We start from the raw sequence: 25,239 nt of genomic DNA, 5'->3' as shown, positions 1-25,239 counted from the left end.
GTATTTTTCAATAGAACAAATATCTTAAATTTTGCCTATTTTTCCAAGAAAAAAAGAGGGTAAAATGAGGGGATTATTTTTTGCGAACGGAAGATTCCCGTACAATCAATTTTGTCTTTAAAACTTCCACTCTAGGAACCGGATTATCCGTTTTATGTTCGATCTGCTCTATTAATAATTCAACGGATAAGCGGCCTATTTCTTCTAAAGGCTGGGCAATAGAGGAAATCGTAGGGGAAACTAAAGAACAAATAGGTTCATTATTAAAACTCACTATTTTAACCTCTTCTGGAATCGAGATATTTAATTCCCGAAGCGCAATTAACACACCAATCGCTAAACGATCAGATACAACCAATATACCATCTGGACGATTCGGCTCTTTCATCAACTGATGAGTCTTCGCAATCGCTGAGTCCTGGAAGTAATCACTATGTATGATAAGGGAAGGGTCAGCTTCAATTCCAGCCTCCTGAAGCGCTCTTGAATAACCTAAGCGCCGTTGGTTACTAACAGAAACGTTCTTGGGCCCTGCTAAAAAAGCAATGCGCTTGCACCCATTTTCAATCAGGTGCTTAACAGCCTCATAAGCAGACTGCTCATTATCGACCATTACCTTAGATGCATCTATTTCTTCACTATCTCGGTCAAAAAAGACCAGTGGAATTCCTCTTCGTTGCAAACGAGTCAAATGTTCAAAATTGACCGTTTCACGCGATAAGGAAATAATAATGCCTTCCACTTGGGAACGAGAAAGGTTTTGAATGTTCGTTAATTCACGCTCGAAAGACTCTTGAGTTTGAGCGATAAGTAAGGAATATCCGGCAGCAATAGCGGCATCTTCAACAGCTTTCACTACCGTAGAAAAAAAATAGTAACCTAGATCAGGAACGATGAGACCAAGTGTTTTAGTCTTGGATTTAACTAAACTGGTAGCGAGTACATTAGGCTGATAATCAAGCTCTTTAGCAAGATCCAAGACTAATTTCTTCGTATCTGGATGAATATCTGGCAAATCACGTAAAGCCCTGGATACGGTCGCAACTGAAACTCCCAGCTGTTTGGCAATATCTTTAATGGTAACTTGGTGACGCATTTTCTAAGTTTAGCTTATCCAAAATTACACAATAAATCTTTACAAAATTCAATTGAGACGATAAACGACTGTACTTCTACCAGCCGAGACTCCCATAGGGGGATTTTCCTTTGAAATTTGAACTAAAACAGCTACTTCTTCCGTTAGCTCAGACTTGATTTTTTGAGCAATGGCTTCTGCAACGGTTTCTAATAAATCCACCGGTTCTGCCATTAGCTGCTTGCAAATGGCATAAATCTGAGAATAGTCGATCGTGTTAGCGATATCATCTGAAAAAGCAGGCTGCGTTTCAGACTCCACTACTACATCCAGCGTATACCAATTCCCTAAAATGCGCTCTTCGGGATATAATCCGTGAAACGCAAAAATACGTATGTCATCAATAGAAACTTGGTAATTTGCCATCTTAGTTGATCTCCCCTACTTTACCGCGTGGACCTGATGACTTTGCGTATGCCTCTAACACCTTGTTCAAGGTAGGTAGGCCTTCGTCAGATACAGTTTCCAAAGTGATTTTAGGCTTAGGACCGCGTTTAGCAGCTGGCATTGCGGCTTGCACTTTCGGCTTAGGACCACGTTTTGCTGGAACAGCTTTGGGCTTAGCAGGAACTTCCGCTTTAACTGCCTTAGGTTTCGCGACTGCTTTCGGTTTAGAAACAGCTTTTGGTTTCGCTACGGCCTTAGATTTCGCGACTTTAGCTTTGGTAGCTGATTTTGCCTTAGATTTAGGCTTATTTTTCACACCTGGCTTGCGACCTCTTTTAGCCGCTGGTGCAGCAACAGTATCGATAGAAGCCACTGGCTTCACTAATTCGGTCGCGTTCCATTGGGAAATAGACCCTAATGTTTGCTCCGCTATTTGCTTTAATTGCGCCGCTATTTCCTTCTGTGCCTCTTGCAAATTGCGCAATTGGCGCTCTTGTTCCTTTAATTCCTGACCAGCTTGCGCTAGGGTTTGTTTACGCTCATTTTCGGATAATAACGACTGCTTTTGAGCCTCTGTTTCTGCTTTCTTTTTGATGGCATCGGCCTCCTTTGACGCTTTATCAAGGATTCCTTTTGCCTCTTTCTCCATCTTAGCACTGAAGTTTTGCTGACTTTCTTCGGCTAGTTTTAGCGCTCTAAATAAACTGGATTCAATTTCTCTTAAACGAGCTACTTCCGCTTCTAAATCAGCTACTTTCTGATTTGATTTAGCCAAAGAGTTTTGTGATTCGGTCTCAAAGTCTTGTACACTTTGAACATAAGCGTCTACTTCTGAGACATCATAACCGCGAAAAGATTTAGAAAAGGAAGCTTCCAACATTGATTGATTTAGATATAGAAACGCTAAAATAGGAAATTATTTAGTGAATTTTCCAAATAGAAAGATTTTTGTCGTCTGAAGCAGACACCAGCAAATCGTCGAATGAAGACCAGATTAGTTTATTAACCGAATTCTTATGCCCTCCGTGCCTGGAAGCATCTAGTACTTTTCGTAAGGTTAAAGTCTCACTTTCCCAAACTTTCACCGTCTTATCCATACTGGCCGTCGCAAACCATTTGCCATCCGGAGAAAACTGTAAATCATGAATGGCATATATATGCCCAATCACTTCGTTTAGAAGCTGAAAATCAGCACTCCAACGCTTAATTCGCGCATCTTTGCCTACGCTGAAGAGTTCCCCTCCCCTGCTTTGGAGCGAAAAAACAGACGATTCATGCGCCTTGAATGAGTGCACTAATTGAAAAGTAGTGTCAAAAACACGAATAAAACCATCAGAATAGCCTACAGCCACGAAATCATCCGCTAAAGTACAGAAACAACGCACGCTTTTTGAACTCGCTTTGATGTGCTTTATGACCGATTTTGTAGCCATATCCACCACCGTAATCAAACCCTCATTATGTCCAATCCAGGCATTAGAACCCACAAAAGCAATAGAAAATAAGGATAAACCCTTCGTTGGAATCGAGAATACCTGCGCCTGATCGGCTACTTGGATTCCCTGAATACCTTCGTAGTTATGGCCTACCCATAAGATACCGGCAGCATCCAGCTTCATCGCATAGACAGAACCTTCAACTTGGGCAATGACTTTCCCCAAATCCGGTTTTGCGAGATTCCATTGTACTACCCAGCCATCAGAACCCGCCGAATAAAACAAGGAATCAACACCCTTTTCCAGCGAATAAACTGGTCCACGGTGCCCTGAAAAGGTATCAATACGTTCAATTTGTAGCGTACTCAAATTATTTCCATCGATTTAGCTACAAAAATGATAATTTTACAAGCATAATTTCATTTTATGCCCCAACTATTTTCAAAAATTAGCGCGAATGATTTCCAAATCTTGGTTTGGAAAATCGATGAACCGCTCGCTTTTTTTGAAACTTTTCCGGCATCCTGGTCCACGCCAGAAATTGAAAATCCGATTAAAAAACGGGAATCGATAGCAGCAAGGTATTGCTTGTATCAGCTGTCACCCGAATTTGAAAGCCTAGTTCTCGTCCAAAACGACCGTAATAGACCTTATTTCCAAAATTCTGAATGGCACATCAGCCTTACCCACTCCTATCCTTATGTGGCAGCGGCCTGTTCACCTGAGAAACGCATCGGAATTGATCTGGAGAAACCGGGTAGAAATATCGAGAAAATTGCCCCACGTTTCTTATGCCCCGCGGAATTAGCCAAATGGAAAGATACCTCAAATCTGTTGACTTTGGCCTGGTCCGCCAAAGAATCCATCTATAAAGCGGTCGGAAAACCGGGGCTATCGTTTCAAAAAGAAATGGAGATAATCGATTTTAATCAAAATCCTTGCAAAGCGCAGATTTCTACCAAGGAAGAGATCGCTATCTATTGGGAAGAATTCCCGGAATTTAGCCTGACTGTTGCCTTAATCTAATAGATCAATCAGATCCGTTAGTTCATCCTTGTATTCCTGCTCTCCTGCTTTTTCATAAGCCATCAGTAAATTGCGAATGACACGGCGGATGATTTCTAAATTAGTGCAAGGATTATAATAGATCTCGTTAGGAGTCAAGTTCAATTGAGCAATATAGTTATCGATATCTATCTTATTGAAAATCAATCCTTTATTGAACACATTGATATAAAACTGCAAACCCTTCTGCTTGTAAGTTAAGACGAAAAGATTAGGAAGGTTGACTCCGTAGATAGGAAGACCTAGTTTCTGTGCGACCCACATATAAATAACACACAGGCTGATGGGATTCCCTTTTTTAGAGGATAACACATTGTTAATGAACGAGTTATTGGCTGCATGGAAATTCTTCGAATTCGGACCGAACTTCAATTGATCAAACAACACCGTGTTCAAGACCTTCACTTGGTCCATTGGGTGTAATTCCTCCCGCATTTGTGGCCAAACCTCATAATATAACTGATCCATTTCCACTTTTAACTGCTCAAAAGTATAGTCAGGATAGCGGTAAGTCGCTAAAATCCACATTCCCTCTAATAAATCCATTCCTCCTGATTCCTTCCAAAGCTGTAAACGAGTCTTCACCGATTGCCATTGGAAATCGTGAATCAAGTTTTCAATCTTGGTTTGGAGAATTGGATTTAAGCTCTCAGTCTCCCATTCCGATTCTAAAACCGGAATAATCGAGGGTCCTAAGGTCCGAATTTGCTGCTCTACCATAGTCACGACTTCCTGATCAGAATCGTCTAATAAATGAATCATGGCTTTAATGGCAGCTTCCGTCATAGAGAACGTATATTTTTGACAAAATTAAAGACATTTGGCCTATTTTCCCCTAAATTTGTCTTTAATTCTTATCATTTACGTATGCAAATTTTAATTACGGGAGGAGCTGGATTCATTGGATCGCATACCTATGTGGTTTTGAAAGAACACGGTTACACCCCTATTATCGTAGATAACTTCTCCAATTCTTCGAAAAAGGTCATTAAAAACCTAGAAATCATCACAAAAGAACCGGTGATTTTCGAAGAAGGCGATGTCAACCATCCGGAGACCTACGATCAACTATTCAAGAAATACGATATTAGAGGAATTATCCACTTTGCCGCTTCTAAAGCAGTAGGTGAATCAGTGGAGAACCCCTTAAAATACTACCGAAATAATGTAGCGTCGACGGTTCTCCTTTTAGAAAAAATGGCCGAATACGGTCTTTCAAACTTAGTATTCTCGTCATCTTGTACGGTATACGGTCAACCAGAAACACTCCCAGCTACGGAAGAATCGCCAGTTCAACCGGCTACCTCCCCTTATGGCAACTCGAAGCAAATTTGTGAGGAGATTATTCGCGATACGGTAGCAGCGTCTTCAGCTTTAAAAGCCATTGCTTTACGGTACTTTAACCCCATTGGAGCACACGAATCGGCCTTAATTGGGGAATTACCCATCGGACCTCCGGCAAATTTGATTCCGTTTTTAACACAATCGGTAGCAGGTTTACGTGGACCATTACAGGTATGGGGAACGGATTATCCTACTCCGGATGGAACAGCGATTCGCGATTATATTCACGTAGTGGATTTAGCTGGGGCGCATGTGAAAGCTTTGGCCCACTTAATCGACGGAAAATCAACCAAAAACTACGATTTCTTTAACATCGGAACAGGTCAAGGAAGCTCTGTCATGGAGGTAATTACCGCTTTCGAAAAGGCGACTGGCAAGAAAGTCCCTTATGAAATCAGAGACCGCAGAGCAGGCGATATCACGGCGGTTTATGCCTCAACCGATAAATCGAACCAGGTTTTGGGTTGGAAAACACAATTTAGTTTAGAAAAAGCCTTGCAAGACGCCTGGAAATGGCAAGAAGCAATCAATCAATAAGATGAAAAAATTAGTTATCACCGGCGGTGCCGGATTTATTGGATCGCACGTGGTTCGTTTGTTTGTGAACAAATACCCGGAGTACCAGATCTATAATTTGGATGCCTTGACGTATGCGGGCAACTTAGCGAACAATGAAGATGTAGCTTCTGCCCCAAATTACCACTTCATTAAAGCAGACATTACGGATGCCGAGCATATCGACGCCCTTTTTGCAGAGCATCAATTTGATGGTGTACTGCACCTAGCGGCTGAATCTCATGTAGATCGCTCGATTACGGATCCTTTGGCCTTCGTTAGAACAAATGTTATCGGAACGGTGAATTTATTACAAGCCGCGAAGAAACATTGGGCAGGAAAAATGGAGGGTAAGCGCTTTTACCACATCTCTACGGATGAGGTATATGGTGAGTTGCACGATCCGAAAGAATTCTTCTTAGAAACGACGTCTTATGACCCTCGTTCGCCTTATTCTGCCTCTAAAGCCAGCTCAGATCACTTCGTTCGGGCTTACCACGAGACCTATGGTTTACCTACAGTGATCACGAATTGTTCAAATAATTATGGGCCTAATCACTTCCCAGAGAAGTTAATTCCCTTGATGATTCACAACATTATTCATCACAAACCGCTACCGGTTTATGGAAAAGGCGAAAATGTACGTGATTGGCTATTTGTAATTGACCACGCGCGTGCTATTGATACCGTATTCCACGATGGAAAAATAGGCGAAACCTATAACATAGGTGGCTTTAATGAATGGAAGAACATTGATTTAGTCCATTTATTATGCAAAATTATGGACGAGAAACTAGGTCGTCCAGCCGGAACGTCGGTTCAATTAATTACCTATGTGACGGATCGTGCGGGTCACGATTTGCGCTACGCGATCGATGCGAACAAGATTATGAAAGAATTAGGCTGGGAGCCTAGTTTGCAATTTGCGGAGGGTTTAGAGAAAACCGTGAATTGGTATTTAGAGAATGAAAAATGGTTAAACGATGTCACTTCAGGTGATTATCAGAAATATTACGAAAAAAACTACGCAGGCAGATAAGATGAAAGGAATTATTTTAGCGGGTGGATCCGGAACGAGATTACACCCATTAACTTTAGCGGTTAGTAAGCAATTAATGCCGGTTTATGACAAGCCGATGATCTATTACCCCTTGTCTATTTTGATGTTATCAGGCATTAAAGAGATATTGATTATCTCTACGCCGCACGATTTGCCTCATTTCGAGAAGTTATTGGGCGATGGATCCCAAATTGGCTGTCGTTTCGAATATGCCGTCCAACCGGAGCCGAATGGTTTAGCGCAAGCCTTTGTCATCGGCGAGAAATTCATTGGAAAAGATAAGGTGGCCTTGGTTTTAGGCGATAACATCTTCTACGGTTCCGGCTTAAGTAAGTTATTACAAGCGAACAATGATCCTTCAGGTGGTGTGGTTTATGCTTACTCAGTGAATGATCCGGAGCGTTATGGTGTGGTGGAATTCGATGCAGACAATAAAGTGATCTCGATCGAAGAGAAACCAGCGAAACCTAAGTCGAATTATGCCGTCCCAGGCTTGTATTTCTACGATAATGATGTGGTGGAGATTGCCAAAAACATCGCCCCATCCCCTCGCGGAGAATACGAAATTACGGATGTAAACAAGGAATACTTGAAGCAAGGCCGTCTTTCGGTAGGTATTTTGAACCGTGGAACAGCTTGGTTAGATACGGGTACTTTTGCGTCCTTAATGCAAGCTGGTCAATTCGTTCAAGTGATCGAAGAACGCCAAGGAATGAAAGTAGGTTGTATCGAAGAGGTGGCTTATCGAATGGGTTACATCGACAAAGCACAATTAAAGAAAATCGCTGAGCCACTGGTGAAAAGTGGTTATGGACAATACCTCTTGAATTTAATCGCCTAATCGGCTTAAATACCTAGAATTCCCGCTATCAACGCTAATCCAAACAGCAAGATGGCGGGAATTTTTGTTTTCTCGGCCAATACAAAAGCTGCCGCTACGATTCCAAGAGAGACAAATTGCGCATCTACCACCATAGGCTTTGTAAAGGTAAAAACGGCCACTAAAGTCAATCCCACAGAAGCGGCTTGAATACCTGCTAGAGAAGCGCGAATGAAGCGATATTGCTTCAATTGCCCCCAAATTCGAAACACGAAGAAGATCAAAAAAGTACCTGGCAAAAAGATTCCCAGGGCGCCGATTAACGAACCCGCCAATTCGCCCCACAAACCATAGTCCTTCATCAATAATACACCCAAATAAGACGTAAAAGCAAATACAGGACCCGGAAGCGTTTGCGAAAGAGCCATTCCCGTCAAAAAGGCGTCTGAACTAATTAACTGTTTAAACTCGACAAATTCCGTATAAAGAACAGGTGCTAAAATATGCCCGCCCCCAAAAACAAGGGATCCGTTTCGGTAAAAATTCTCAAATAAACGAATGGGGAAATAATCGCTAAAATGGCCTAAAAGCGCCAAAAAGAGCAAAAAACCCCAATACAAATGAAAATTAGCCCAAGGAATAACGAATTTATGCTTAGTCTGGCGAGGAAAATCTTTGTAGTTTAAAGAGGACACTACACCCCCTAGAACTAAAACCAAGGGAAAAATATAGGGACTATGAAACGCGATCCCTAAAAACAAGGTCACGAGTAGAATGATGACATACATGGGGCCTGTAATGACCTTTTTGGCCATATACCATCCCGCCTGCAAAATCAAACCAATACCCACAGGAAGAACGTAATGAAGAATCGAACTATTCCGTAAAAAAGTCATTCCATACGCCGCTAAGGTCATAATTAAGACCGCAGGCGTAATCCAACAAAGTAATGTTAAATAAGCCAAAGAAGCCCCACCTAGCTTCAAACCGATCGCAGTGATCATTTGAGTCGAGGTAGGGCCTGGTAATACGGAACAAAGCGCTTGAATTTCAAACAACTCTTCCTCCGTTAAATAGGCTCTTTTCTTCACTAAGCGATCTAAAAAGAGCGCAAAATGCACTTGAGGGCCACCAAAAGAGGTGCAGGCTAAAAGCAAGACATCCCACAGGAAATCCAGGTGTTTTAGCCGCCTCATTTATGCCTTTTTAAGTCCTAATTCAATCAATCGCTCATTCAAAAACGCCCCAGCCGTCATATCCGTATAGATCTTCGGATATTCCGTCGAAACGCAAGATGGTAAACAAGTCAAATCCATTTCAGAACGCGGATGCATAAAGAAAGGGATCGAATAACGAGATGTACCCATTTTCTCACGCGGTGGATTCACCACCCGATGAATCGTTGATTTCAATTTATGATTCGTCAAACGATCTAACATATCACCCACATTTACCACTACCTGATCAGGTAAAGCCGTAATGGGAATCCATTTCCCATCCATACGCAATACTTCTAAGCCTTCCGCAGAAGCTCCCATCAATAAGGTAATCAAGTTAATATCGCCATGTGCAGCCGCTCTCACCGCTCCTTCTGGCAAGGAATCAGGATCCAAAATAGGGAAATAGTGAATCGCACGTAATATGGAATTACCGTTTTTCACACGGGATTCAAAATAGTCTTGTGGCAATTCTAAATAGAGCGCAATCGCCTGCAAAAGTGCTTTCCCAGCTTTCTCTAAAGTTTGGTAGGCTTCCACTGTGTTCTTTTCGAAATCAGGGTATTCCGCTGGAAAAACGTTCGCTGGATATTCAGACCAAACGGAATCTCCATCTTCCTTGTGCGGTTGACCCACGTGGTAAAACTCCTTTAAATCAGGTACTTTAAAGCCTTTAGCCGTTTCTTTTCGCTTTCCGATATAGCCACGCTGGCCTGCAATTCCTTCTATTTCATAGGTTTGCTTCAGCGAATCAGGCGATTGAAAAAACTGCTCTACATCCGAATACAGCTTCTTCGTAAAGTCATTCGACAAACCGTGACCCTTAATCGCCACAAAACCAATCGTGTTGAAGGCAGCCCCTAAATCTTGTACAAATTTCGCCTTGCGATTCGCGTCCCCAGAAAGGAAATCTGCTAAATCCAACGAAGGAATTTCATCTAATAACATCTTATTTACTAAAGTTTGTTGATACAAAGTCCCAGTTAACTAGGTTCCAAAACGCCGCGATATAATCCGCGCGTTTGTTCATATATTTTAAATAATACGCGTGCTCCCACACGTCTAGAGCTAAAATGGGTTGACCTTTTACTTCCGCCACATCCATCAATGGATTATCTTGATTAGGCGTCGAAGAAATCACCAATTTCCCGTCTTTCTTGATTAACCAAGCCCAGCCTGATCCAAAACGAGACGTCGCCGCTTTCGTAAATTCGGCCTTAAAGGCATCTAATGAGCCAAAATCAGACTCTATTTGCTTCGCTAGGGATGCTGAAGGTTTAGAGCCTTTGGCAGGTCCTAACACATTCCAGAAAAAACTGTGATTCCAGTGTCCTCCCCCATTGTTGCGTACGGCAACAGGCTGAGTAGAAACGGTGGCTAAAATCTCTTCAAGAGATCTAGTAGTACCTGGTAAAGCTTTGTTTAAATTATCCACATAGGCCTTGTGGTGTCGGTCGTGGTGGATTTCCATCGTTAAACGATCGATATGAGGCTCTAACGCATCAAAAGCATAAGGTAAGGCTGGTAAACTAAAAGAATCAGCTACAGGAGCTGAAAAAGAAGGCAAAACCACGCTAGCTCCTGCAAGAACTAGTGAATTTTTAAGAAATTCAGCACGTTTCATCATTTTTCGGTTTATACTATTCATACATAACTCGACCTACTATACTTCGGCCAAGTGTAATCTCGTCGGTATACTCTAAATCGCCGCCAATGGGAATACCACGCGCAATCGTGGATAATTTGACGGGAAACTCTTTCAGCTTTTTGGTCAAATAAAAAGCCGTCGTATCTCCTTCCATCGTAGGACTCAAGCCTAAAATCACTTCACTCACTTTCCCAGATGCGACGCGCGCCACTAAGGATTCAATCGTCAAATCTCCTGGTGAAATACCGGACAAAGGCGAAATAATCCCGCCCAAAACGTGATATAGCCCCATAAACTGACCCGTATTTTCAATCGCTAACACATCGCGTAGATCTTCCACCACACAAATGATGCTTTCATCGCGTTTATGACTCGCACAAATGCCGCATAAATCACCATCTGAAATCATGTGGCATTGGGGGCAGTATTTCGTCTCCGTTCTCAGTTGAACTACCGCGTGGGCTAGTTGCAAAGATTGGGCTTCTGGGCGCTTTAATAAGTGCAAAGCGAGGCGCAGTGCTGATTTTTTACCGATGCCGGGCAGTTTGGAAATCTCTTCCACGGCTTGCTCAATCATCTTCGAGGGGTAATTATTCATTAGGCGCTGGCTTCTATTTCTGCGGAAATTCCTCTACGGCAAATCTCATTGCGCATAGCTACTAACTCATCAAATCCACCAGTTTTCACGCCGCATTTCCCTCTGAAATGAATCTGTAAGGTACATTGCTCCGCTTGTTGTGGCGTGTGTTCACACACTTCAATTAGCGTTAAAATGACATATTCAAAGGAATTGACTTCATCATTGTAAACAATCAGCTGATGGGCCTCGATCACCTCTTCCTCTACGAGGGTCGACGTGTCTTCTTGCCATTTTTCCTGATTTTGAAAAGAAAAAGGTAGACGATAAATACTATCTACACAGAATTCCATATTTTTGATGAATTTGAAATCAAATTTAAAAAAAAATCCGTTCCAAACCTTATGTCTGTACAATTAGCTGGAGGAATTCTTGCCCTCTATTTTGGCCTGCTGTTAGCGATCTCTTATTTTACCTCCAGAGGCGCTGATACCCACGCATTTTTTACAGCTAATCGCGAGTCGCCTTGGTGGCTGGTGGCCTTTGGGATGATTGGAACGTCGATTTCTGGCTTAACCTTTATTTCGGTGCCAGGTGCTGTGGGAAAAACCTATTTCACCTATTATCAGGTTATTTTAGGCCACTCCTTTGGTTATTTGACTATTGCACTGGTTTTAATGCCCTTGTATTACCGATTGAATCTAATTTCCATCTATGGCTATTTAGAAAAACGCTTTGGTTTTTGGTCTTATAAGACCGGTTCTGCCTTCTTTTTATTGTCCAGAACGATCGGTTCTGCCGCTCGTTTGTACCTAGCCGTTAACGTGTTACAAATTGCGATCTTCGCCCCTATCGGCGTACCCTTTATCGTGACCGTATTTGTTTCGATCTTCTTAATTTGGCTGTATACGCACCGCGGAGGGGTTAAAACGATTATTTGGACGGATACTTTACAGACTTTGTTTTTATTGATTGCGCTCTTCATTACCATTGTTTTAGTGGGCCAAAAAATGGACATGAGCATCCCTGATATGATCCAGCAAGTCAGCGCGAGCAAGTATTCGCATCTGTTTGAGTGGGATTGGAAGAATCCCCATTTCTTCGGAAAAGACTTCCTGGCGGGTGTTTTTATCGCCATCGTTATGACGGGATTAGATCAGGATTTGATGCAAAAGAACCTGACCTGTAAATCGATCGGAGAAGCACAGAAAAATATGTTCTGGTTCTACTGGGTGCTTCTTTTCATTAACATCTTGTTCCTTTCTTTAGGTGCTTTATTGTACATTTATACGGCATCTAAAGGAATCGAAGTACCTGCAAAAACAGATGAATTATATCCGATGTTAGCCTTAGGTGGCGAATTTGGGACCTTAGCTGCTGTCACCTTCTTATTAGGGATTATCGCGGCCTCTTATGCCAGCTCTGATTCAGCCTTAACGGCATTAACAACCTCCTTCTGCATCGATTTCTTGAGTATTGAGAAGTTCAAGGAGGAAAAACAAAAGAAGATGAAGCATTTCGTGCACATCGGGTTTTCTGCTTTGTTTTTCGTCGTGATTGGCTTATTCCACATCTTCAATACCTCTGAATTGATTGCCGCGGTCTTCAATTTAGCGGGTTATACTTATGGGCCCTTGTTAGGCTTATTCTCGTTCGGTTTGTTTACGAACTATGCCATCCGGGATAAATGGGTGCCTATTATCTGTGTGCTTTCGCCTATCATTACATTCGTGTTAGAAACACAGGCGCAGAGTTTATTTGGAGGATTTGGATTCGCTAAATTGATCTTGAACGGAGCGATTTGCTTTGTGATGTTGTGGATGATTCGGGACAAAAACCTAGAATCGGTACACGTTGCGTAAGGCGTAATAGTGGACGTTTTGGCCTGATCCACTTACTTTTAGGTAGTCACCCGCATCACAATAACCTAGTTCTACTTGAAAGCTAAAGTGTTTCGTGGGGAAAAACTGGGCATCTAAGGCATAAATGTTGCAGATATCTGTAGCAACACTTCCTAGGTTTTTGCCTAGAATAGGCCTCGCTGGCGTCATATTAGGTGTAAAAATACCATCAGCCGTGCTCTCTCTTGATACGAAAGAGGCTCTACCCGTCACTAACCACTTCTTGAAGTCTTGATACCGAATGTAGGGGCTAAAATTCCATGTATTCGTGATATTTAAGGCGACGGTTTGGCCAAAAGGCGGTCTCGCAAATAAGGTATTAAACGTATTCAATTTAGTATCGGATCCAGAACGATCTCCAGGCACATAATTTCCCGAAAATCCGACATAAAACGCCTTTTTAAGGGCCACATTAAAGTCCCAAACACCCATAAAGGCTGAGATAGACAGGTCATTAAACTGACCCGTTTGGCCCGCTAATTCAATATCGTAATTCCAATTTCCTGGACTAGAAAATGATCGTAAACCAAACGTATGACGCTTTTCCAAACCGCGTTTGAATTGATATTCCCGCAAATCACTCTCGAAATAAAAATAATAGGGTTCAAACTGCATTCTTTTTTGAGCCCGGTAATTCGCATAGAGACCACCTAGTATCTCATCGGTTGGCTCATCGTCAAACACACCCGGTTTAATGCGAATTGGATGCGAAACGAAAGCATCCCACTGTAGATTCTTCAGCTGGTATTTAAGATTGATTCCGTAAAAAGGCGTTCTCGTATTTGGCCCTTCCCTCGTAGCCACAAATCGCTCCAAACCCAATGAATATTCCTGCTTTCCTACCCTTAGTTTCCATTGCCTAGAAAAAGGAATATCGACAAATAATTGATGCAGCGATAACACATTCTGATCCAATTGTCCGGTGATCGGATTCGGATTTAAGAAACGTGCCGTACTGTTTAGTTGTGTAAATACGCGAAAACCTCGAGGAAATTCGAGATTCGCATGCAACATCGTGCGGTGCATGAGTTGATACGGACTTTGGGTCACAAAATCCGCAGGTACCTCCCCAAAATTAAAATGGGTATACGACTGGTATTGTTCTCGCCATTCCCCTCCCAAGCTCAATCTCGTTTCTTTTCCCAGGCGAATCTCTTTCAAATAATCCACCGCTTCCTTCTTCAAACTATCATTTTTCAAGGCCGAAAAATTATCATCAAATCGCAATCGAGCAATTTGCTGAGCAGAAAGAGAGAAGGAAAGAAAAAGGAAAAAGAAAAGTCTCAAGGGTAAATAACAGATTCAAAAGACAAATGAAGGCATTATAAAACAAAAAAACCACACGTGTTGTGTGGTTTTTTGCCTACCGAAGTAGTCCGTACGGGAATCGAACCCGTGTTTCATCCGTGAAAGGGACGTGTCCTAACCCCTAGACGAACGGACCATTATTTATTTTGGTGGCACAAAGGTAGGCTTTTCCCTTTTATATTCAAAACTACCAGCCAAAAAAAGACTAATTATTTTCTAATTTATTTTCGCTATTTTAGCCTAATCATTGAAGCAGAACCCCTTATGGCGAACGTACAACCCTATTCTCGACTAACAGATTTCGACATTGCCCTATTCTTAAATGGCAAACATACAAGACTTTATGAGAAATTAGGGGCTTTTGAGATAGAGCACGAAGGGACTGTAGGAACCTTTTTTGCGGTTTGGGCTCCCAATGCGAAAAATGTCTTTGTAACAGGTAATTTTAATTTTTGGGACCGCTATTCGCACCCCTTATTTCCTCGTTGGGACTCATCTGGTATCTGGGAAGGCTTCATTCCAGGTGTAAAAACAGGAGAAACCTATAAATATGGTATTGAAACGGCAGGTGGGGAATATTTGGAAAAATTAGATCCCATGGGCTTGTATTGCGAGGCTCCACCTAAGACGGCGAGTATCGTTTGGAATACCTATAAAGAGTGGAAAGATACCAAATGGCAAGAAGTTCGGGCTTCTAAAAATGCCCTGAATGCACCTATGTCTATCTATGAGGTACATTTAGCCTCTTGGATGAAGACCTTAGAAAATGACTACCTAACTTATGACGATTTAGCGGTAAAACTGGTGAATTACGTCAAAGAAATGGGCTTTACGCACGTGGAATTTATGCCTGTGATGGAATATCCTTATGATCCATCATGGGGATATCAAATCACTGGATACTTTGCTCCTACGGCGCGTTTTGGTGACCCTCAAGGATTTATGCGATTAGTGGAAGCCTTTCATCAGGCGGAAATTGGGGTGATTTTAGACTGGGTTCCCTCCCATTTCCCAGGCGATGCGCATGGGTTATTTAACTTTGATGGCAGTAGCGCTTACGAGCATCCAGATCCGAAACGCGGTTATCACCCGGATTGGAAATCCTATATCTTCGATTATGGAAAGAACGAGGTTCGTTCGTTTTTAATGTCAAATGCCTTTTTCTGGTGCGATCGCTACCACGTGGACGGATTGCGCGTGGATGCGGTGGCTTCTATGTTGTATTTAGATTATTCGAGAAATGACGGAGAATGGGAACCTAACCAGTTTGGTGGCAACCATAACCTAGAGGTTATTTCTTTCTTACAAGACTTAAACAGTCATATATACGGCGAATTCCCTCATATCCAAATGATTGCAGAGGAGTCCACGAGCTTCCCAGGTGTGACTAAGCCGGTACATATGGGTGGCTTAGGTTTTGGCCAAAAATGGATGATGGGTTGGATGAATGACACCCTGCGTTTCTTCCAAAAAGATCCGATTTACCGTCAGCATCACCTCAATGAGCTGACATTCTCCCTCATTTATGCGTTTACAGAGAATTTCTGTCTACCACTTTCGCACGACGAAGTAGTCTATGGTAAAGGCTCCCTTTTGACTAAAATGCCCGGCGATGATTGGCAGAAATTTGCGAATCTACGATTGCTTTTAGCAGAACAATTCACGCATCCAGGCTCTCATTTATTATTTATGGGAGGCGAATTTGGCCAAAGAGAAGAATGGAATCACACCCAAAGCCTTGACTGGCATTTGACAGAACAACATTCCCACAGAGGAATTCAAGAGACCGTAAAAGCTTTAAATCAGCTTTACCGATCAGAACCAGCTTTCTACAGCAAGCAATTTGATTACGAGGGCTTTGAGTGGATTGAATCAAACGATCAAGGCAATTCCGTGATTGCTTATATCCGAAAAGGAGAAACAGCGAAGCAACAAGTGATTGTCATCTTGAACTTAACGCCGGCACCTCGAGATGGATATCGGATAGGTGTGCCGCTTCCTGGGGTTTGGAAGACTATTTTCAACTCTGATAAGGAGGAATTCGGGGGAAGCAATTACCCTGTTTCAGGTGCTACGATGACGGAAGAAATCAACTGGCAAGGGAAAGCATTTTCGATCGCGATCAACCTCCCTCCTCTTTCAGCGCTTATTTTAAAGGCCTAAGATCCGAAATGGGTAGAAACAATAAAGACTCAGAAAAATTCCGAGCCTTTATTCAATCCGCCTAAGTAGTATTTTTTATGACCTAAGTCATTCAAAATCTTCGTTTGTATGAAATGTAATTATTGTACACAAAAGTAGTAAATATTTTATAGGCGGAAAATATTTCGATAGATATTTTTTACTATTCAGATAAAAAATAGCATTATTTCCTCTTATTTATAATTTCTTCCATATCGGAAAGTTCCACTTCTAACGCTTTCGTAGAAATCGTTATTTCCCAAGCACTTAACGCTAACGAAATACTCATTCCTAGCAAACCAATCCCAAAAAACCAACGAGCAATGAGTTGTTGATTCATAAATAACAGGAACATACATACTACGCTCAAAATCAAACTCACAATGGCGATAATCTGCATACGCTGAATCAATTTCATTCGTAGACGCAGGTTATCGATTTGCATGCGAATCGCATCATCCGGATTCTGTTGAAATTTTTCATGCAAACCACGAATTAACGAAGCCATTGACATAAAGCGATTCGTAAAGGCAATCATCAACAAGGAAACGGTTGAGAATAATAAGGCTGGAGTACCGATGCTTAATTCCATATTACTTATAATATTGATCTAGTAATTGATTCATTTCTTCTTGTACTTTTTTTGCCTCTCTAGCGGCAGAAAGGGAGGTATCATCCCCTGCATAAATGATGCCACGAGAGGAATTAACTAACAGACCCACACGGCTATTCATACCAAATTTGGCCACATCAGACAAACTTCCCCCTTGCGCTCCTACTCCAGGAACTAGGAAGAAATTATCTGGAGCGATTTCCCGGACTTTGGCAATATAATCCGTCCTCGTAGCTCCTATGACAAACATTAATTGATCCTCATTCCCCCATTCCATCGATTTACGCATGACATTCTCGTAAAATGGAATGCCATTCTCGTCTTTCATTTGTTGAAAATCATTACTTCCTGGATTAGAGGTTAAGGCTAACAGAATCACCCACTTATTTTCAAACTGTAAGAAGGGAGTCACCGAATCTTCCCCCATATAAGGAGCCACCGTTACCGAATCGAAATCGAATCCAGCACGAGCAGGCTCAAAAAAGGTTTGAGCATATTTCGTGGCCGTATTTCCAATGTCACCACGCTTCGCATCTGCGATAGAAAATACGTCCTTAGGCATATATTCCATCGTTTTCTGTAAACTTTCCCAACCAGCAGGCCCTAAAGCCTCGTAAAAGGCGATATTCGGTTTATAGGCCACCGTATAAGGCAAAGTGGCATCGATGACCGCTTTATTAAAGGCAAAAATGGGATCTTTTTCCGTCTTAAATCGACTTGGAATCAACGAAATATCGGTGTCCAAACCCACGCACAAAAAGGATCTCTTTTGTTCAATCTGCTTAATTAATTCCGCTGAATTCATGTGAAAGAAGGAAAATAGGATTAATTTTGCCACAAATCTATCCCTTTCCCTGCCAAAAAACAATTTATGGAATTCATTAAGCATCGTTTATCAGGAGTCATTGAGTGCATACCAACAAAATATCATGACGAACGAGGATTTTTCTACGAATCCTATAACCAAAAGCGTTTTGCTGCGAATGGAATCCCCGAAGATTTTGTGCAAGACAATTATTCCTTCTCAACTAAAGGTGTATTGCGAGGCTTGCACTTCCAACATAATCCGAATGGTCAAGGGAAATTAGTGCGTGTAATGACCGGGAAAGCATTAGACGTGGTGGTGGATTTACGCAAGGACTCCCCTACCTTTGGACAGCACGAAAAATTCGTCTTGGATGCAGATAAAGGCAATATGCTGTATGTACCCATCGGTTTCGCGCATGGCTTTATCGCCCTTGAAGAGACCATTTTTGTGTACAAATGCACCAATTTTTGGAATAAAGAGGCAGAATCAGGTATTCGCTGGAATGACCCGCAATTAGGGATTGAATGGGGCGTTGAAAACCCAATTGTATCGGATAAAGACCAAATTCTACCCGATTTTGACCCCAATCATCCGATTTTTTAATTAAAATTTTGATATCTTTGCATCAATGACTCGCAAGCTGATTTTATCAAGCCCATTACTCGAAATAACCATCTCTCGGTTGTGTCAAGAGCTCATTGAGAATCAAATCAACGGTATTGAAACGGTAATTCTAGGCTTACAGCCGCGCGGAATCTTCTTTGCAGAACGTATCGCGAAAGAATTAAGCAAACACCTTGAAAAAGCTCCTAGCGTAGGAAAAATAGACGCTACCTTCTTCCGCGACGATTACCGCCGCAGAGAAACGGTATCGCCTAATTCAACCGATGTCCCCTTTTTAATCGAAAACAAGCGTGTTATCCTAGTAGATGACGTATTAGCTACGGGCAGAATGGTGCGGGCGGCGCTGGATGCGATGAATAGTTTTGGGAGACCGGCTAAAGTGGAATTATGTGTCTTAATCGACCGTATCTATAACCGTGATTTGCCCATTAACGCAGATTACGTGGGTAAAAGTGTCAATACCTTACCCACCGAAAAAGTACTCGTAGAGTGGACAGAACAAGGCCACGAAGCGGACAGAATTTGGTTAATTCCTCAACCTGAATAATTATGTTAAAGTCGCCACATTTATTAGGAATCAAAGATCTGGATGAAGAATCCATTCAATTGATTGTTAAAACGGCCAGAGAATTTAAAGAGGTCCTGAACAGACCCATTAAAAAAGTTCCTTCTCTACGCGATGTGACGATTGCTAATATCTTCTTTGAAAATTCCACCCGTACCCGATTATCTTTCGAATTAGCCGAAAAAAGACTTTCTGCTGACACCATTAACTTCTCAGCCTCAGGCAGTTCGGTAAAAAAAGGGGAAACATTGCTTGATACGGTCAATAATATCTTGGCGATGAAAGTGGATATGATTGTGATGCGCCACGCGAGTCCAGGAGCGCCTCATTATCTAGCGAAACATATTAAAGCCAATATCGTCAATGCAGGCGACGGAACGCACGAGCATCCGACGCAAGCCTTATTAGATACGTTCTCCTTGCAAGAAAAACTAGGCGACTTAGCCGGCAAAAAAATCGCCATTATCGGTGACATTTTGCACTCTCGCGTAGCCCTTTCCAATATTTACGCCTTGAAAAAACAAGGAGCAGAAGTTCGCCTTTGCGGACCTAGCACCTTGATTCCGAAGCACATACAAAGTTTAGGCGTCGAAGTTTCTCACGACGTAAAGAGTACCTTAGCTTGGTGTGATGCCGCAAACGTATTGCGTATCCAATTAGAGAGACAACAAATCAAGTACTTCCCGAGTCTTCGCGAATATTCGCAGTTCTTTGGAATCAATCGCGCGATGCTGGAGGAATTACCTAAAGAAATCGTTTTAATGCACCCAGGCCCAATAAACCGCGGGGTGGAATTAAGTTCTGATGCAGCAGATTCGCCGCATTCAATCATCTTAGATCAGGTAGAAAATGGCGTGGCCGTGAGAATGGCTGTCCTTTATTTACTTGCTTCGAGAGCTTCGTAAGCCAATAACATTTTTTGGGTAGAGATGTGATTTCCGCAAGCATAATGGCCTAGCGGGCAATTTTTCTTGCCGTGATCTCCACAAGGACGACAATCTAATTTTTCTGATACCTCAATGACTTGACTTTGATCCGCTAAAGGGCCAAAGCCAAAATCCGGAATCGTAGAACAGAATAAGGCAACCGTAGGCACATTCACCGCAGAGGAAAGGTGCATCGGACCTGAATCGTTGACGAAATTACCTTTACTTTGGGCAAAAATAGACGTAGACGCTAAGAGCGCATGTTTTCCTGTTTCATTAAAGATAGGCCAACCTAGACAGGCTTGCTCAATCTCATCTGACAAATACTTTTCATTAGGCGAACCCATTAACACAACTGCCTGATCGCGAGGCAATACATGAATAAAATCGATCCATTTCTGAATGGGTAAACGCTTCGTCTCCCACACACTTCCGGGGGAAATACAGATGTAATTTGTAGCGGGAGCTGGTGCCTTCGAAGGATTCAAGAAAGGTTTGTGTACCTTCTCCCCTAACCAATCACTCAATAAAGCCGTATTTCGTTCCACTTCATGGATCCCATTCCCAAAAGGGTGTGGATAAGACTTCGTAAAAAACCAGGATAGTGGATTTTTTGCAAACCCATAAACCTGTTTGGCTCCAATCATCAGACTTAACAAACCCATTCCGAAGAATCGCTGTACCACGAAGACTTTATCGAAGGATTCTTGCTTCAAATGAGTGCGCAAATCAAGCCAAGAAACCCGTTTATTCGACTTATCATAGGTCCAAACGCGCTCCAAACAAGGATGTGTATAAGCCTGAAAAATAGACTCATTCCCTTTTCGAACTAACAAATGAATGGCCGTTTCAGGGGATTCTATCCGGATTTTCTCCAATAATGACGTTACTAAAACCGCATCCCCGAGGAAAGCGGTCTGAATAATTAACACCTTGGACACTGGATTCATAGAAGAAAAGGAAGCGATTAGCCATAAAATTACTTATTTTTGAGACATTTTTCACCAAAACTCCATTTATGAATTCCATTCACCTGCATACCCTCTCAAACGGAATCACGGTGGTGCACAGGCAAGTGCTTCACACAGAGATCTCGCATTTAGGGATTATGTTAGACATCGGAAGTCGGGATGAATTAGCGGGAGAAGAGGGTTTAGCGCACTTTTGGGAGCATATGGCATTCAAAGGGACGAAGAAAAAGAACAATATGCAGATCATTAACCGCCTTGAAATTTATGGTGGGGAATTGAATGCTTATACCACTAAAGAAAAAATCTGTTTCCACGCCTCCATTTTAAGCCCCTATTTCGAAAGGGCCTTAGAACTATTAACTGACATTACGTTTGAATCCGTGTTTCCTGAAAAGGAATTAGAGAAAGAGCGTTCGGTCATTTTAGAGGAGATGTCGATGTATTATGACGCACCGGAGGAAGCGATACAGGATGATTTTGATGAATTATTATTTCCCAATCACCCTTTAGGCGTCAATATTTTAGGAACCACAGAGACGGTTCAAGCTTTCCAAAAAAAGGACCTCGAATCCTTCATTGAACGTAATTTAGACACTTCCCGAATCGTTTTTTCTTCGATTGGGAAATTAGATCCAGCGAAGGTTTTTGCCTGGGCAGAAAAGCATTTAGGATCCATTAAAGCGAAGAAGCAAATCGTAAAACGTCTTGCTCCTTCACCTATGATTCCACAGACCAAAGTCATCAAAAGAGGCATTACGCAATCCCACGTGGCTTTAGGCCGTCAATCTTTTGCCATTGAAAACCCGAATCGACTAGCCTTTTTCCTATTAGTCAATCTATTGGGAGGGCCTGGAATGAATTCTTTGTTAAATGTTTCAGTTAGGGAAAGACATGGCTTAGTTTATTCTATTGAAGCTAGTTTGACTTCGTTTTTAGACTCGGGTTATTGGGCCATTTATTTTGGGACTGAACCTAATCAGGTGAATAAATCCTTAAAATTGATTCATAAAGAGTTTGCCAAACTGCAAGAAAAAGAGTTAACGGCACCTCAATTGACTAAGATAAAAAGTCAATTAAAAGGGCAATTAGCGATGGCGGAAGAGGGAAACCTCAATTTCATGTTAATGATGGCTAAGAATCTCTTGGATCGAGAGAAAATCGAGAGTTTAGACGAAATTTTCGAACAAATTGACCTCATCGACAGCGCGCATATTCAATCGCTGGCGAAAGAAATGCTCGATCCAGCTACCTTGAGTTGTTTGATTTTCGAACCCTAATTCAGTGCACCTCTACCTCCATATCCCCTTTTGTAGACAAGCCTGTCATTATTGCGATTTTCATTTTTCGACGAATACGAGCCGAAAAGAAGAAATGGTCAACGCCATGTGTCGCGAAATAGTGGAACAGAAAGACTATTTAAAAGGGGCAGAATTAAAGACGATCTATTTTGGCGGAGGTACTCCATCTCTTTTAAATGCGGGCAATTTAGATTTGATATTCAATACCATTCGCGATTACCACACCATAGCTAACAACGCTGAGATTACCTTAGAGGCGAATCCAGAAGATTTAACATCAGACTATTGCCAACTGATTGCCTCAAAAGGAATCAATCGCCTGAGTATCGGCATTCAATCCTTTCAAGAGAAAAACCTAGTTCTGATGAACCGAAACCATCAGGCATCCGATTCCATCCAGGCGATTCAGAATGCGCAAAAAGCAGGTATCAACAACATCAGCATCGATTTGATTTACGGAATTCCTTCAAACTCTGAAGCAGAATTAGCCGAAGATTTGGAAAAGGCCACCTCGCTGAGAGTCCAACACATTTCAGCTTATAGCTTAACGGTGGAACCTAAAACGGTTTTTGGCGTTCAAAAAAAGAAAGGGACTTTTCTGGAAATACCGGATTTCGCGATGGCAAACGCCTTCAATCAAGTACGAGATTATTTAGAGTCCAAAGGTTACGAGGGCTACGAAACCTCTAATTTTGCCAAAGAGAGCCATTATTCTGTCCACAACACCAGTTATTGGCAGCAAGAACCCTACTTAGGTATTGGACCTTCCGCGCACAGTTTCAATGGGCATTCGCGGCAATGGAACGTGGCAAATAACGCCAAATATATGGCAGAGGGTCTCGCTTTAGCGGAGAAAGAAAATCTTAGTCCGGCCGATCAACTCAATGAATACCTCATGGTTCGCTTACGAACAAAATGGGGTATTGACCTGAACTATGTGAGCGATTGTTATGAAAAAATAGGTCAAATTTACCCTGAAAAGGAATTTGAAACCTGGATTGCAAAAGGTTTCGCTCGAATTGAAAATGACAGTTTACTACTAGAAGGCAAAGGCAAATTAATTGCCGATCGTTTAAGCAGTGATATTTTTGTGGTCTAAGCCCTTTTTGTAATTTTACAACCCTATGGCAAAGCGAATCGAATACGATAAGAAATCACCTATCCCCTCTAACGGAAGTAAAAAGTTTGAACGATTAGCGAAGAAAAGCCCTAGAAAACGCTCTTGGCTCAAGAAAATCGGCTTCTTCTTCCTCTACCTATGGATTTTTAGCTTGTTTACGGTCGTATTTCTCAAATTCTTTCCCGTCTATTTTACGCCAACCATGGCTTCAAGGAAGATTGATGCCCTTTTAGAAGGAAAACCATCCAAGATTCACAGCCAATGGAGCTCGTACAAAGAACTAGACAAAAATGTAGCCATCGCCGTGATAGCCTCGGAAGACCAGGCTTTCCCAGATCACCACGGATTTGATTTCGACGCGATGTGGGGCGCAGTGAAATACAATATGAAGGGCAAAAAAATCCGTGGAGCGAGCACTATTTCGCAACAAGTGGCTAAAAACGTCTTTTTATGGCAAGGCAGAAGCTATATCCGAAAAGGACTGGAAGTATACTTTACGTTCTTGATTGAATTAATCTGGGGAAAAGAACGCATTTTAGAAGTCTATCTGAATGTGGCAGAAACGGGACCGATGACTTTTGGCGTAGAAGCGGCCTGTCGCCAATACTATGGTCACAGTGGAACCGAGATCTCAGCTTCAGAAGCGGCAAGAATTGCGGCCGTATTACCGAGCCCAAATCGTTTTTCCATCGAACATCCATCGGCTTATGTGCGCAAACGTACCTCAGCCATTCAACGCCAAATGAAAGCTTTAGGAGGTAAAAACTACCTGAAGAATCTATAATAACTCGACCGAAGGATCCCAGAAATGGTTGGAGAATTGTTGAATTTGATCGTTTTTGATCGTGAGGCCTTCTTCTTCTAGTAATTCCTGCATTCGATTAGCTCCAAAAAAGTTCTTACCAGTCAAAACTCCATTACGATTTACAACCCGATGAGCAGGAATATTTGCCTGACCGTGCGACGCATTCATCGCCCAGCCCACTAATCTAGCACCTCCTTTGGAACCTAAATAACCTGCAATAGCACCATAAGTCGACACTTTGCCGGGAGGGATCAACGCTACCACCTGGTAAATTGCTTCAAAATCAGCCATTATTCTTCTTTACGCTCTTCGATCTCTTGGCATAACTCGGCATACCATTTCTCCCCAAATTTGCGAATCAAAGGCTCTTTCAAAAACACATAGATGGGAACACCTAAGGACGCACCATTCGAACACGCATCTGAACAGATAGACCAACGATCGTAATTTAAGGCCGTGTAATCGGCTAATTTAGCTAAGCGAATTGGATACAGATGACATGAAATAGGCTTTCTAAAATCCGTCTTTCCTGCAAAATAAGCTTGCTCGATGCCGCATTTCAAATGGCCTTTGTCGTCATACAAGGCATACGCGCATTCTCTTCCTTTAATCACTGGCGTGGAAAAATCACCGTCGTCGTCCTTCACCCAGGCACCCGATTTTTCAATTTCCTTTAACCCTATTTCGGATAAAAAAGGCTTAATATCGTCCTGAATTCGCTCTAAAATCTCTAATTCATCTTCCTCTAACGGAGCCCCTAAATCGCCCTCTACGCAGCAAGCGCCTTTGCATTTGGCTAAATCACACACGAAAAATTCGTCTGCTACATCGGAAGAGATTACCGTATCGTCAATTAAAATCATCTGCTTATTTTT

The 25,239-nt window shown here is 42.1% G+C and carries 28 protein-coding genes and 1 tRNA gene; 12 read left to right on the top strand and 17 right to left on the bottom strand.

Translation table 11 applies throughout. The features are described 5' to 3' along the window. Positions 1–73 precede the first annotated feature (73 nt). The 4 genes from EWU21_RS08405 to EWU21_RS08390 are packed head-to-tail and all read right to left on the bottom strand — an operon-like array spanning position 74 to position 3,327. Positions 74–1,096 carry a LacI family DNA-binding transcriptional regulator gene (locus tag EWU21_RS08405; protein ID WP_130896423.1) on the bottom strand — a complete coding sequence of 341 codons (1,023 nt, stop codon included), beginning with the start codon at positions 1,094–1,096 and terminating at the stop codon, positions 74–76. A gap of 48 nt (positions 1,097–1,144) precedes the next feature. Further along, the gene (folB, locus tag EWU21_RS08400) at positions 1,145–1,501 is read right to left on the bottom strand and encodes a dihydroneopterin aldolase (protein ID WP_130896421.1); all 357 of its coding nucleotides are present in this window, start codon (positions 1,499–1,501) and stop codon (positions 1,145–1,147) included. A 1-nt stretch (position 1,502) separates the two neighbouring features. Then, entirely contained in the window at positions 1,503–2,402 is a 900-nt protein-coding gene (locus EWU21_RS08395; RefSeq protein WP_130896420.1) for a DivIVA domain-containing protein, read from the bottom strand. Between the two features lie 40 nt (positions 2,403–2,442). Beyond that, entirely contained in the window at positions 2,443–3,327 is an 885-nt protein-coding gene (locus tag EWU21_RS08390; protein WP_130896418.1) for a WD40 repeat domain-containing protein, read from the bottom strand. A 57-nt stretch (positions 3,328–3,384) separates the two neighbouring features. Here EWU21_RS08390 and EWU21_RS08385 point away from each other — a divergent pair, with 57 nt between their 5' ends. Then, a complete protein-coding gene (locus tag EWU21_RS08385; protein ID WP_130896416.1) occupies positions 3,385–3,984 on the top strand; it encodes a 4'-phosphopantetheinyl transferase family protein in 600 nt (199 codons plus the stop codon). Here EWU21_RS08385 and EWU21_RS08380 read toward each other — a convergent pair. Further along, a complete protein-coding gene (locus tag EWU21_RS08380) occupies positions 3,976–4,809 on the bottom strand; it encodes a transglutaminase-like domain-containing protein (RefSeq protein WP_130896415.1) in 834 nt (277 codons plus the stop codon). The genes EWU21_RS08385 and EWU21_RS08380 overlap by 9 nt on opposite strands. 81 nt (positions 4,810–4,890) lie before the next feature. On the opposite strand from EWU21_RS08380, the gene galE reads away from it, so the two are divergent. From galE to rfbA, 3 genes are read left to right on the top strand one after another with little or no spacing between them, the layout of a single operon-like run. Then, positions 4,891–5,904, top strand: coding sequence for a UDP-glucose 4-epimerase GalE (gene galE, locus EWU21_RS08375; RefSeq protein ID WP_130896414.1), 1,014 nt, complete (start codon positions 4,891–4,893; stop codon positions 5,902–5,904). Position 5,905: 1 nt separating this feature from the next. After that, the gene (gene rfbB, locus EWU21_RS08370; protein ID WP_130896413.1) at positions 5,906–6,961 is read left to right on the top strand and encodes a dTDP-glucose 4,6-dehydratase; all 1,056 of its coding nucleotides are present in this window, start codon (positions 5,906–5,908) and stop codon (positions 6,959–6,961) included. A 1-nt stretch (position 6,962) separates the two neighbouring features. Next, complete coding sequence (gene rfbA, locus EWU21_RS08365) at positions 6,963–7,823, top strand: glucose-1-phosphate thymidylyltransferase RfbA (protein WP_130896523.1); 861 nt, start codon at positions 6,963–6,965, stop codon at positions 7,821–7,823. Between the two features lie 5 nt (positions 7,824–7,828). Here rfbA and chrA read toward each other — a convergent pair whose 3' ends face one another. Genes chrA through EWU21_RS08340 form a run of 5 tightly spaced genes read right to left on the bottom strand, consistent with a single transcriptional unit; the run spans position 7,829 to position 11,597 of the window. Then, on the bottom strand, positions 7,829–8,998 hold the full coding sequence (chrA, locus tag EWU21_RS08360; RefSeq protein ID WP_130896412.1) for a chromate efflux transporter: 1,170 nt from the start codon (positions 8,996–8,998) through the stop codon (positions 7,829–7,831). Beyond that, the gene (locus EWU21_RS08355) at positions 8,999–9,967 is read right to left on the bottom strand and encodes an isopenicillin N synthase family dioxygenase (RefSeq protein WP_130896411.1); all 969 of its coding nucleotides are present in this window, start codon (positions 9,965–9,967) and stop codon (positions 8,999–9,001) included. A 1-nt stretch (position 9,968) separates the two neighbouring features. Continuing rightward, on the bottom strand, positions 9,969–10,643 hold the full coding sequence (locus EWU21_RS08350) for a superoxide dismutase (RefSeq protein WP_130896522.1): 675 nt from the start codon (positions 10,641–10,643) through the stop codon (positions 9,969–9,971). Positions 10,644–10,659: 16 nt separating this feature from the next. Further along, a complete protein-coding gene (gene recR, locus EWU21_RS08345) occupies positions 10,660–11,265 on the bottom strand; it encodes a recombination mediator RecR (protein WP_130896410.1) in 606 nt (201 codons plus the stop codon). Continuing rightward, positions 11,265–11,597 carry an ATP-dependent Clp protease adaptor ClpS gene (locus EWU21_RS08340; protein ID WP_130896409.1) on the bottom strand — a complete coding sequence of 111 codons (333 nt, stop codon included), beginning with the start codon at positions 11,595–11,597 and terminating at the stop codon, positions 11,265–11,267. The genes recR and EWU21_RS08340 overlap by 1 nt, the downstream gene beginning before the upstream one ends. A gap of 51 nt (positions 11,598–11,648) precedes the next feature. Between EWU21_RS08340 and EWU21_RS08335 the strand changes: the two genes are divergently transcribed. Further along, a complete protein-coding gene (locus EWU21_RS08335) occupies positions 11,649–13,106 on the top strand; it encodes a sodium:solute symporter (RefSeq protein ID WP_130896408.1) in 1,458 nt (485 codons plus the stop codon). On the opposite strand, the gene EWU21_RS08330 is transcribed toward EWU21_RS08335, so the two are convergent. Further along, positions 13,083–14,345, bottom strand: coding sequence for an alginate export family protein (locus EWU21_RS08330; RefSeq protein ID WP_161566497.1), 1,263 nt, complete (start codon positions 14,343–14,345; stop codon positions 13,083–13,085). The genes EWU21_RS08335 and EWU21_RS08330 overlap by 24 nt on opposite strands. Positions 14,346–14,517: 172 nt before the next feature. Further along, positions 14,518–14,589 (bottom strand) — tRNA-Glu (locus tag EWU21_RS08325). Between the two features lie 128 nt (positions 14,590–14,717). Between EWU21_RS08325 and glgB the strand changes: the two genes are divergently transcribed. Next, entirely contained in the window at positions 14,718–16,616 is a 1,899-nt protein-coding gene (gene glgB, locus EWU21_RS08320) for a 1,4-alpha-glucan branching protein GlgB (protein ID WP_130896406.1), read from the top strand. Between the two features lie 202 nt (positions 16,617–16,818). Here glgB and EWU21_RS08315 read toward each other — a convergent pair whose 3' ends face one another. Then, positions 16,819–17,226, bottom strand: a complete 408-nt coding sequence (locus EWU21_RS08315; RefSeq protein WP_130896405.1) for a DUF2721 domain-containing protein — start codon at positions 17,224–17,226, stop codon at positions 16,819–16,821. 1 nt (position 17,227) lies between these two features. After that, positions 17,228–18,052 carry an orotidine-5'-phosphate decarboxylase gene (pyrF, locus tag EWU21_RS08310; protein ID WP_130896521.1) on the bottom strand — a complete coding sequence of 275 codons (825 nt, stop codon included), beginning with the start codon at positions 18,050–18,052 and terminating at the stop codon, positions 17,228–17,230. 66 nt (positions 18,053–18,118) lie between these two features. On the opposite strand from pyrF, the gene rfbC reads away from it, so the two are divergent. The 3 genes from rfbC to EWU21_RS08295 are packed head-to-tail and all read left to right on the top strand — an operon-like array spanning position 18,119 to position 20,149. After that, positions 18,119–18,658, top strand: a complete 540-nt coding sequence (gene rfbC / locus EWU21_RS08305; RefSeq protein ID WP_130896404.1) for a dTDP-4-dehydrorhamnose 3,5-epimerase — start codon at positions 18,119–18,121, stop codon at positions 18,656–18,658. 25 nt (positions 18,659–18,683) lie between these two features. Continuing rightward, positions 18,684–19,226, top strand: coding sequence for a bifunctional pyr operon transcriptional regulator/uracil phosphoribosyltransferase PyrR (gene pyrR, locus EWU21_RS08300; RefSeq protein WP_130896402.1), 543 nt, complete (start codon positions 18,684–18,686; stop codon positions 19,224–19,226). A gap of 2 nt (positions 19,227–19,228) precedes the next feature. Beyond that, positions 19,229–20,149: an aspartate carbamoyltransferase catalytic subunit gene (locus EWU21_RS08295; protein WP_130896400.1), complete on the top strand. Its 921-nt coding sequence runs from the start codon at positions 19,229–19,231 to the stop codon at positions 20,147–20,149. Here EWU21_RS08295 and EWU21_RS08290 read toward each other — a convergent pair. Further along, positions 20,122–21,120, bottom strand: a complete 999-nt coding sequence (locus EWU21_RS08290; RefSeq protein WP_130896398.1) for a glycosyltransferase family 9 protein — start codon at positions 21,118–21,120, stop codon at positions 20,122–20,124. The two genes, EWU21_RS08295 and EWU21_RS08290, sit on opposite strands and share 28 nt — an antisense overlap. A gap of 68 nt (positions 21,121–21,188) precedes the next feature. On the opposite strand from EWU21_RS08290, the gene EWU21_RS08285 reads away from it, so the two are divergent. Genes EWU21_RS08285 through mtgA form a run of 3 tightly spaced genes read left to right on the top strand, consistent with a single transcriptional unit; the run spans position 21,189 to position 24,343 of the window. After that, on the top strand, positions 21,189–22,418 hold the full coding sequence (locus EWU21_RS08285) for a M16 family metallopeptidase (RefSeq protein ID WP_130896396.1): 1,230 nt from the start codon (positions 21,189–21,191) through the stop codon (positions 22,416–22,418). A 4-nt stretch (positions 22,419–22,422) separates the two neighbouring features. After that, positions 22,423–23,538 (top strand): radical SAM family heme chaperone HemW, encoded by a 1,116-nt coding sequence (hemW, locus tag EWU21_RS08280; protein ID WP_130896395.1) that lies wholly within the window; start codon positions 22,423–22,425, stop codon positions 23,536–23,538. 25 nt (positions 23,539–23,563) lie between these two features. Then, on the top strand, positions 23,564–24,343 hold the full coding sequence (gene mtgA / locus EWU21_RS08275; protein WP_130896393.1) for a monofunctional biosynthetic peptidoglycan transglycosylase: 780 nt from the start codon (positions 23,564–23,566) through the stop codon (positions 24,341–24,343). On the opposite strand, the gene EWU21_RS08270 is transcribed toward mtgA, so the two are convergent. Continuing rightward, a complete protein-coding gene (locus EWU21_RS08270; RefSeq protein ID WP_130896391.1) occupies positions 24,338–24,655 on the bottom strand; it encodes an MGMT family protein in 318 nt (105 codons plus the stop codon). The two genes, mtgA and EWU21_RS08270, sit on opposite strands and share 6 nt — an antisense overlap. Then, positions 24,655–25,227 (bottom strand): DUF3109 family protein, encoded by a 573-nt coding sequence (locus EWU21_RS08265; RefSeq protein WP_130896389.1) that lies wholly within the window; start codon positions 25,225–25,227, stop codon positions 24,655–24,657. The genes EWU21_RS08270 and EWU21_RS08265 overlap by 1 nt, the downstream gene beginning before the upstream one ends. Positions 25,228–25,239 lie beyond the last annotated feature (12 nt).

It is taken from the genome of Aquirufa antheringensis, assembly GCF_004307425.1.
GTDB lineage: Bacteria > Bacteroidota > Bacteroidia > Cytophagales > Spirosomataceae > Aquirufa > Aquirufa antheringensis.
The sequence above is the reverse complement of the archived record's forward strand: the minus strand, read 5'-3'. Positions and strand labels throughout refer to the sequence as shown.

Coding starts and splice junctions, on each gene's coding strand:
- EWU21_RS08405 (WP_130896423.1), bottom strand. CDS start 1,096: ATGCGTCACCAAGTTACCATTAAAGATATTGCCAAACAGCTGGGAGTT.
- folB (WP_130896421.1), bottom strand. CDS start 1,501: ATGGCAAATTACCAAGTTTCTATTGATGACATACGTATTTTTGCGTTT.
- EWU21_RS08395 (WP_130896420.1), bottom strand. CDS start 2,402: ATGTTGGAAGCTTCCTTTTCTAAATCTTTTCGCGGTTATGATGTCTCA.
- EWU21_RS08385 (WP_130896416.1), top strand. CDS start 3,385: ATGCCCCAACTATTTTCAAAAATTAGCGCGAATGATTTCCAAATCTTG.
- EWU21_RS08380 (WP_130896415.1), bottom strand. CDS start 4,809: ATGACGGAAGCTGCCATTAAAGCCATGATTCATTTATTAGACGATTCT.
- galE (WP_130896414.1), top strand. CDS start 4,891: ATGCAAATTTTAATTACGGGAGGAGCTGGATTCATTGGATCGCATACC.
- rfbB (WP_130896413.1), top strand. CDS start 5,906: ATGAAAAAATTAGTTATCACCGGCGGTGCCGGATTTATTGGATCGCAC.
- rfbA (WP_130896523.1), top strand. CDS start 6,963: ATGAAAGGAATTATTTTAGCGGGTGGATCCGGAACGAGATTACACCCA.
- chrA (WP_130896412.1), bottom strand. CDS start 8,998: ATGAGGCGGCTAAAACACCTGGATTTCCTGTGGGATGTCTTGCTTTTA.
- EWU21_RS08355 (WP_130896411.1), bottom strand. CDS start 9,967: ATGTTATTAGATGAAATTCCTTCGTTGGATTTAGCAGATTTCCTTTCT.
- EWU21_RS08350 (WP_130896522.1), bottom strand. CDS start 10,643: ATGAAACGTGCTGAATTTCTTAAAAATTCACTAGTTCTTGCAGGAGCT.
- recR (WP_130896410.1), bottom strand. CDS start 11,265: ATGAATAATTACCCCTCGAAGATGATTGAGCAAGCCGTGGAAGAGATT.
- EWU21_RS08340 (WP_130896409.1), bottom strand. CDS start 11,597: ATGGAATTCTGTGTAGATAGTATTTATCGTCTACCTTTTTCTTTTCAA.
- EWU21_RS08335 (WP_130896408.1), top strand. CDS start 11,649: ATGTCTGTACAATTAGCTGGAGGAATTCTTGCCCTCTATTTTGGCCTG.
- glgB (WP_130896406.1), top strand. CDS start 14,718: ATGGCGAACGTACAACCCTATTCTCGACTAACAGATTTCGACATTGCC.
- EWU21_RS08315 (WP_130896405.1), bottom strand. CDS start 17,226: ATGGAATTAAGCATCGGTACTCCAGCCTTATTATTCTCAACCGTTTCC.
- pyrF (WP_130896521.1), bottom strand. CDS start 18,052: ATGAATTCAGCGGAATTAATTAAGCAGATTGAACAAAAGAGATCCTTT.
- rfbC (WP_130896404.1), top strand. CDS start 18,119: ATGGAATTCATTAAGCATCGTTTATCAGGAGTCATTGAGTGCATACCA.
- pyrR (WP_130896402.1), top strand. CDS start 18,684: ATGACTCGCAAGCTGATTTTATCAAGCCCATTACTCGAAATAACCATC.
- EWU21_RS08295 (WP_130896400.1), top strand. CDS start 19,229: ATGTTAAAGTCGCCACATTTATTAGGAATCAAAGATCTGGATGAAGAA.
- EWU21_RS08290 (WP_130896398.1), bottom strand. CDS start 21,120: ATGAATCCAGTGTCCAAGGTGTTAATTATTCAGACCGCTTTCCTCGGG.
- EWU21_RS08285 (WP_130896396.1), top strand. CDS start 21,189: ATGAATTCCATTCACCTGCATACCCTCTCAAACGGAATCACGGTGGTG.
- mtgA (WP_130896393.1), top strand. CDS start 23,564: ATGGCAAAGCGAATCGAATACGATAAGAAATCACCTATCCCCTCTAAC.
- EWU21_RS08270 (WP_130896391.1), bottom strand. CDS start 24,655: ATGGCTGATTTTGAAGCAATTTACCAGGTGGTAGCGTTGATCCCTCCC.
- EWU21_RS08265 (WP_130896389.1), bottom strand. CDS start 25,227: ATGATTTTAATTGACGATACGGTAATCTCTTCCGATGTAGCAGACGAA.